General features: G+C 69.1%; 8 protein-coding genes, 2 tRNA genes and 1 pseudogene. 6 read left to right on the plus strand and 5 right to left on the minus strand.

Going from position 1 to position 6918, the window contains the following annotated elements:
* From MELE44368_RS22610 to MELE44368_RS22620, 3 genes are all read left to right on the plus strand, one after another.
* Window positions 1–717 (plus strand): DUF3566 domain-containing protein (locus MELE44368_RS22610; RefSeq protein ID WP_128110549.1); only part of this gene is annotated, 717 nt, incomplete at its 5' end.
* A 55-nt stretch (window positions 718–772) separates the two neighbouring features.
* Window positions 773–846: transfer RNA gene (locus MELE44368_RS22615), tRNA-Ile, on the plus strand.
* Window positions 847–986: 140 nt separating this feature from the next.
* Window positions 987–1059 (plus strand) — tRNA-Ala (locus MELE44368_RS22620).
* A gap of 32 nt (window positions 1060–1091) precedes the next feature.
* Here MELE44368_RS22620 and cwsA read toward each other — a convergent pair.
* Window positions 1092–1523 carry a cell wall synthesis protein CwsA gene (gene cwsA / locus MELE44368_RS22625; RefSeq protein ID WP_128110550.1) on the minus strand — a complete coding sequence of 144 codons (432 nt, stop codon included), beginning with the start codon at window positions 1521–1523 and terminating at the stop codon, window positions 1092–1094.
* Window positions 1524–1629: 106 nt separating this feature from the next.
* Here cwsA and MELE44368_RS22630 point away from each other — a divergent pair, with 106 nt between their 5' ends.
* On the plus strand, window positions 1630–2157 hold the full coding sequence (locus MELE44368_RS22630; protein WP_046754405.1) for a peptidylprolyl isomerase: 528 nt from the start codon (window positions 1630–1632) through the stop codon (window positions 2155–2157).
* Window positions 2158–2207: 50 nt separating this feature from the next.
* On the opposite strand, the gene MELE44368_RS22635 is transcribed toward MELE44368_RS22630, so the two are convergent.
* The gene (locus MELE44368_RS22635; RefSeq protein ID WP_128110551.1) at window positions 2208–2630 is read right to left on the minus strand and encodes a PH domain-containing protein; all 423 of its coding nucleotides are present in this window, start codon (window positions 2628–2630) and stop codon (window positions 2208–2210) included.
* Between the two features lie 155 nt (window positions 2631–2785).
* Window positions 2786–3049: a cell division protein CrgA gene (gene crgA / locus MELE44368_RS22640; RefSeq protein ID WP_128110552.1), complete on the minus strand. Its 264-nt coding sequence runs from the start codon at window positions 3047–3049 to the stop codon at window positions 2786–2788.
* A gap of 83 nt (window positions 3050–3132) precedes the next feature.
* On the opposite strand from crgA, the gene MELE44368_RS22645 reads away from it, so the two are divergent.
* A complete protein-coding gene (locus MELE44368_RS22645; RefSeq protein ID WP_128110553.1) occupies window positions 3133–3900 on the plus strand; it encodes a DUF881 domain-containing protein in 768 nt (255 codons plus the stop codon).
* A gap of 70 nt (window positions 3901–3970) precedes the next feature.
* Window positions 3971–4645, plus strand: a complete 675-nt coding sequence (locus MELE44368_RS22650) for an aminodeoxychorismate/anthranilate synthase component II (RefSeq protein WP_128110554.1) — start codon at window positions 3971–3973, stop codon at window positions 4643–4645.
* On the opposite strand, the gene pknB is transcribed toward MELE44368_RS22650, so the two are convergent.
* Together pknB and MELE44368_RS27365 are read right to left on the minus strand one after the other, a co-directional pair.
* Window positions 4623–6503 carry a Stk1 family PASTA domain-containing Ser/Thr kinase gene (gene pknB / locus MELE44368_RS22655; RefSeq protein ID WP_128110555.1) on the minus strand — a complete coding sequence of 627 codons (1881 nt, stop codon included), beginning with the start codon at window positions 6501–6503 and terminating at the stop codon, window positions 4623–4625. The genes MELE44368_RS22650 and pknB overlap by 23 nt on opposite strands.
* A pseudogene (locus MELE44368_RS27365) lies at window positions 6500–6918 on the minus strand (serine/threonine protein kinase); the annotation flags it as partial. The pseudogene MELE44368_RS27365 and the gene pknB, both read right to left, overlap by 4 nt.

The following is a 6918-nucleotide window of genomic DNA, read 5'->3' on the forward strand; positions in this document are numbered from 1 at the left end:
GGCACGGCGCACCGGCCCCAGGAGGCACCGCCCCGGCACCGCCCGGTGGCCGGGCGCGGGCCAGGCTCCCGCGCCGAGGAACCGCGGCCGCCGGAGCAGCCCCGTCCGCCGGAAAAGCAGGGTGACGACGCGGCGCGGGCCGCCAGCCACTCCCCCGGTCCCGACACCCGGCAGGCCGGTCCCGACACCCGGCAGGGCCGGCCGGAGGCCTACAGCAGCGAGCTGCCGGACCTGTCCGGGCCCACGCCGCGGCCGGCGCAGCGCAAACCCGCCGCCGAACGGCCGACCGCAGAACCGGCCAGCCGCCCGGTCGGCCCCACCAGCCGCATCCAGGTCGGCACCCGCCACCACGGCCCGGTTCGGGCCAGTATGCAGATCCGGCGGATCGACCCGTGGAGCACGCTGAAGGTGTCGCTGGTGTTGTCCGTCGCACTGTTCTTCGTGTGGATGATCGCCGTCGCGTTCCTGTACCTGGCGCTCGGCGGGATGGGCGTGTGGAGCAAGCTCAACAGCAACGTCGGCGATCTGCTCACCAGCGCCAGCGGCGCCTCCGGCGGCGAATTGGTGTCCAGCGGAACCATCTTCGGCAGCGCGGCGTTGATCGGCTTGGTCAACATCGTGTTGCTGACCGCGATGGCCACCGTGGGGGCGTTCGTCTACAACCTCACCACCGACTTGGTCGGCGGCATCGAAGTCACGCTGGCCGATCGGGATTGAGTTTGGGCGGCGGCTTATCCTTACGGTAATCTCGTCGCTCGGCCAGAGGGCGTACGGGGCTATAGCTCAGGCGGTTAGAGCGCTTCGCTGATAACGAAGAGGTCGGAGGTTCGAGTCCTCCTAGCCCCACGGAAAGGTTTCGACCATGAGGCTGGCGCTGCTGCTCGCCACCGGTATCGCCGCAGTGGCGGCCGTCACGGTGTGGCGGTCGCGGCACGGTCCCGAGGTGTGGCACGTCGCATAGCCACCGCCGTGGCCGGAACGATCACGGGGCCTTAGCTCAGTTGGTAGAGCGCTACCTTTGCAAGGTAGATGTCAGGAGTTCGATTCTCCTAGGCTCCACAAGCATACGAAATGCGCTGCCTCGCATGCGGTTACGGCTTGGGCGTCACCTCGACGCTGGGCGGCAGCGGCGACGGCTCCGGCTGCGCCGACCGCCGCACGATCGAGAACGCGACCGCTCCCCCGGCCAGCACCACCACGCCGATCGCAGCCAACAGCAGCGGCCGCCTGCGCCGCCGCGCGCGAGCCTTCGTCAACGCCTGCGGCAGGCCCGCCACCACCTCCTGGGCGGCGGCGAGCTCGGAGCCGATCACCTCCGAAGCGGCGGCCAGTTCCTTGCTCAGCTGTTCCTTCAGCCGGCCCTGGCGGTAGCGCTCCCCCACCCAGTTGGCGGACGACTGCGCGCCGCTGAGCCCGAGGCCCAGCGCACCACGGGTGACGTCGACCGGGCCGACCGCCGAATACTTCAGCCCGCGGCTCAACCGCTGTCCCGGGGTCAACCGCTCTTCTGTCTTCGTGCCCATCGAACACCTCTCTCGCAGCTGCTCCGCAATCGCTACCAGACTGCCATCCTCGGCAACACAGCGGTGCCCGTTGGGCGCCGACGCGCACGTGGCACACTGACTTCCCGTGACGAGCCCTATTCAGACAGCGACCGCGACACTGCACACCAACCGCGGTGACATCAAGATCGCCCTCTTCGGAAACCACGCGCCCAAGACCGTCGCCAATTTCGTCGGCCTGGCGCAAGGCAGCAAGGAGTACCGCGGCGAGAACGCATCGGGCGGCTCGTCGGGCCCGTTCTACGACGGCGGCATCTTCCACCGCGTCATCGCCGGATTCATGATCCAGGGCGGCGACCCGACCGGCACCGGACGGGGCGGGCCGGGCTATGAGTTCGCCGACGAGTTCCACCCCGAGCTGCAGTTCGACAAGCCCTACCTGCTGGCGATGGCCAACCGCGGCCCCGGCACCAACGGCTCGCAGTTCTTCATCACGGTCGGCAAGACTCCGCACCTGAACCGCAAGCACACCATCTTCGGTGAGGTGGTCGACCCCGAGTCGCAGAAGGTGGTGGACGCGATCGCCTCGACCGCGACCGACCGCAACGATCGACCCACCGATCCCGTGGTCATCGACTCGATCACGATCAGCTAGGGCGATTTGGGTGCGCCAACGCGCGCTAGCCGCTGCTTAGCGCACCGAAATCACCCGGGCCCGCCGGCGTAACCGGCTTCCGTGAGCGCGTCGAGCACGTTCAGCGGGTCGGTGCCCAGGTCCCACCGGGTGAGAACCAGCAGCTGATCGTCGACGGTGTCGATCTCGAGCAAGCGCTGCTTGCGGGCCAGCCGGTTGAACTCCGTGATCCGGATCCGCCGAATATCAGCGGGCCGCAGGTGCCGGGCACCGGCCCAGCCGCGGAACACCAGGCCGTCCTCGGCAATCGCCAGCTTGGGCCTGGCACGCCAGGACATCGTTGCGAACGCCAGCAATCCGACGGCGGCAACGCCACCCAGAATGCGGCCCGGCGGGTCTGTGATTATGGTCACAACGAGGGTAGCCAAGATAAGTCCCCCTACGCCGCACGCTGCGATTCCGAGCGCCGGAGGGCTCCATTCAGTTTGCTGCATGGTCTGCTAACACCCTCTCACCGCCGGGAACGAGGTTATCCACAGGTGCTATCCCCAATGGGGATGAATCACACCCGTGTGATCTGGTGACAGCGAAGTTGTGAAACGGGTAACGCCGGTTGACAAAGATGAATTCATTCGGCGGGCGGGTGGTCTCAGCGCCACCGCATGGTGAGCAACAACCCGACAATCATGAAGGCGAAGGCGATCGCGTAGTTCCACGGACCGAGGTCGGCCATGAACGGGATGGCCGATGCGGCGAGCTGGAACACCAGCAGCCACACCAGGCCGATCAGCATCAGGCTCACGAACAACACCACGAACCAGGTGCTCGACGGTCCGGCCTTGACTTTGACCGGGGTCCGGCTCACCGGATTGATGGTGAAGTCGTTCTTCTTACGAACCTTGGACTTGGGCATGGGTACCTTCGCGAGCAATCGGGGTCACACGGTGCGACGATGTAGCTAGCCTATCGCAGCACCACCGCCGAGGAGACCAGCCGATGGAGCCCACCGCTCCCCCGCAGGCGCGTGAACGCAGCGCGTGGCGGTTCGGCGTTCCCGCGGTCTGCCTGCTGGCCGGGATCCTGCTGGCCGCCACCCACGGCGTCTCCGGCGGCGACGAGATCCGGCGCAGCGACGCCCCCCGGCTCGTCGACCTGGTCCGCGAAACCCAGCAGTCGGTGGAGCGGCTCAGCGCCGAACGCGACGCACTGGCAGCCGCGCTCGACAGCCACCACGGCGGCACCCCCGCCGCCGACGCCGCCCTCGCTGCCATCACCGCCCGCGCCGACCGGCTGGCCGTCGAGGCCGGCCTCGACCCCATGCGCGGCCCCGGTCTCGTCGTCACCCTCAACGACGCCCAGCGCGACGCCGAGGGCCGCTTCCCGCGCGACGCCGCCCCCGACGACCTCGTCGTACACCAGCAGGACATCGACGCCGTGCTCAACGCGCTGTGGAGCGCGGGCGCCGAGGGTATCCAGATGCAGGACCAGCGCATCATCGGCACGTCGGCGCCGAGGTGCGTGGGCAACACGCTGCTGCTCAACGGGCGCACCTACAGCCCGCCGTACGTGATCACCGCGATCGGTGACGCGCAGGCCATGCAGGCCGCCCTGGCCGACGCGCCGCTGGTCAAGCTGTACCGGCAGTACGTGGTCCGGTTCGGGCTGGGGTACTCCGAGGAGCCCCGTGCCGCGGTCGAGATCGTCGGACACACCCAACCCGTGCGGATGGAGTTCGCCAAGCCGGCGGGCCCGGTGGGTTACTGAGCGATTTGGGCGCGGTCGTCACGGCGGGCGTGACGAAGTACGCCGAAGTCGCAGTCGGTAGCCTTGCCTGGTGCAGGTCTTGGTCGTCGACAACTACGACAGCTTCGTGTTCAACCTGGTCCAGTACCTGGGCCAGCTCGGCGTGGACGCGCAGGTCTGGCGGAACGACGACGCCCGCCTCGGCACCGACGCCGACGTCGCGCGTGCCGCCGAGACCTTCGAGGGCGTGCTGCTCAGTCCGGGCCCCGGCACCCCGGAGCGGGCGGGCGCGTCGATTCCGCTCGTGAAGGCCTGCGCGGCCGCGAAGACGCCACTGCTCGGGGTGTGCCTGGGCCACCAGGCCATCGGCGTGGCGTTCGGCGGAACCGTCGACCGCGCACCCGAACTGCTGCACGGTAAGACCAGCACCGTGCATCACTCCAATACCGGTGTGCTGCAAGGGCTTCCGAACCCGTTCACCGCGACGCGGTATCACTCGCTGACGATCCTGCCCGAAACGGTGCCCGCCGAACTAGACGTCATCGCGCGCACCGACGGAGGCGTCGTCATGGGGGTCAGGCACGTCGAGCTGCCGATTCACGGGGTGCAATTTCACCCCGAGTCGATCCTCACCGAGGGCGGACACCGGATGCTCGCCAACTGGCTCGGCTACTGCGGCGGCGCACCCGACGAAGAACTGGTGCGCCGGCTCGAGGCCGAGGTCGCCGACGCGGTGGCCGCGGCTACGACGCGAAGCTCAGCGTGATCGTCGCGCCGAAGTTGACCCCGGTGCCCGGCGGCGGGCTCTGACGCACCACGGCGTTGGTGCGCTGCCCACTGTCGGGAATGTCGGCGCCCTTGTCCAGCACACCGGTCCAGCCCAGCGCGCGCAGCCGCGGCTCGGCGTCGGCCCAGAACTGGCCGGTCAGATCGGGCATGACGAATTGGTTGCCCCGCGACACCTGCAACTGGATCACCGAGTCCACCGGCACCGTCTGCCCGGCGGAGGGCACGGTGCCCACCACCTGGCCCCGGGGCGCGGTGTTGTCGACCTCGACGGGAACGGTGTTGGTGAAGCCCGCCGCGTTGAGGATCTGACGCGCGCTGTCCGTCATCTGGCCCGACACGTCCGGAACGGTCCTGCTCTCCGGTCCGGACCCGAGCACAATCGTGATCTCGTTGGTGATCGCCGAGGTCTGGTTGGCCGGCGGGTTGGTGCCCAGCACCCTGTCCTTCATCTCCGGCGTGGACGGTGACGTCGACGACTTGAACCTCTCGAAGCCCGCCTCGGTCAGGCGTTCCACCGCGTCGTCGTAGGACAGGCTCCGGACATCGGGCACCTCGCGCTGCTCGGGGCCTGTGGACACGTTGATGGTGACCTCGTCACCCGCCGCGACCGAGCTGTTGGCGCCGGGCTCGGTGCTGATCACGTGGTCGGGCGGGACCTCGGAGTCCGGCTGCTGCTGGGTGCGGATCTTGAAACCGCGGTTCTGCAGTTCGGCGATGGCGTCGGCGCTGACCTGCCCGCTGACGTCGGGCACCTGCACCTCGCGGGTCTCCCCGCCGAACATGTTGATCGCGACCGTCACCACCACCGTGAGCACCGCCAGCACGGCCACCGCGACGAGCCAGCGACCGACCGAGCCGCGGCGTTCGCGGTCCGCATACTCCGGGGGCAGCGGCCGGGCCACGTCGTCGATGGGCTCGGTGCGCTCATGGGCAGGGGGGGCCGACAGCAGCAGCGACGTGCGCTCGGCGTCGGTGAGCACCTTCGGCGCCTCGGGCTGCTCACCGCTGTGCACCCGCACCAGGTCGGCGCGCATCTCGGCGGCGGTCTGGTAGCGGTTGTCGGGGTTCTTCGCCAGCGCCTTGAGCACCACCGCGTCCAGTTCCGGCGGCACGTCGGGGTTGCGCTGCGACGGCGGGACCGGGTCCTCACGCACATGCTGGTAGGCCACCGCCACCGGGGTGTCCCCGACGAAAGGTGGTTCGCCCGTGAGGATTTCGTAGAGCACGCAACCCAGCGAGTAGACGTCGGAGCGGGCGTCGACCGCGTTGCCGCTGGCTTGCTCGGGCGACAGGTACTGGGCCGTGCCGATCACCGCGGCGGTCTGGGTGACGCTGCTGGAGTCGGCCAGCGCGCGGGCGATGCCGAAATCCATCACCTTCACCGCGCCGGTCTTGCTGATCATGATGTTGGCGGGTTTGACGTCGCGGTGGATGATGCCGTGCTGGTGGCTGAAGTTCAGCGCCTGGCAGGCGTCGGCGATCACCTCGATGGCGCGTTTGGGTTCCATCGGGCCGTCGTTGTGCACGATGTCGCGCAGCGTCACCCCGTCGACGTACTCCATCACGATGTACGGCAGCGGCCCGGTCGGCGTTTCGGCCTCGCCGGTGTCGTAGACCGCGACGATCGCGGGGTGGTTCAGCGCGGCGGCGTTCTGCGCCTCGCGGCGGAAGCGCAGATAAAAGCTCGGGTCGCGAGCCAGGTCGGCGCGCAGCACCTTGATCGCGACGTCGCGGTGCAGCCGGGTGTCCCGGGCGAGGTGAACCTCCGACATCCCGCCGAAGCCGAGGATCTCGCCCAGTTCGTACCTGTCGGACAGATGCTGAGGGGTCGTCATTGCGGTGTCTGTTCTGAAGCGGTCAGTAGCCGGAATCCCGGCTCCCACGCGGAGAGGGCGGACGCGAGCACATCGTGTCCGGTTACCCGTAATTGTTCTCCAGCATGGCCGTCGCTTCCCGGAGAGGTCGGACGCGGCGCCATCGCGGTCGGCGAGTAGGGCGTCGTCTCGGTGATCGTGGTGGTGATGGTCGGTGGCGGCTGGTTCTCGCGATCGCGGCGGTCCTGGGCGTTGAGCACGATCAGGATGGCGATGACGATGGCCAGGGCGCCGAGCACCCCGGCTGCCCACAGCAGCGCCCGCTGTCCGGAGGAGAAGCTGCTGCGCGGCGGGGGAGTGCGGTGGCTGCCGGTCGCCGGTCGGGGCCGGGCCGCGGTCGCCGGGGCGCGGCCGGTCAGCTCCGCCGCGGCGCGGG

Origin of the sequence: Mycolicibacterium elephantis DSM 44368, assembly GCF_004014805.1 — a bacterium.
Taxonomy (GTDB): Bacteria; Actinomycetota; Actinomycetes; order Mycobacteriales; family Mycobacteriaceae; genus Mycobacterium; species Mycobacterium elephantis.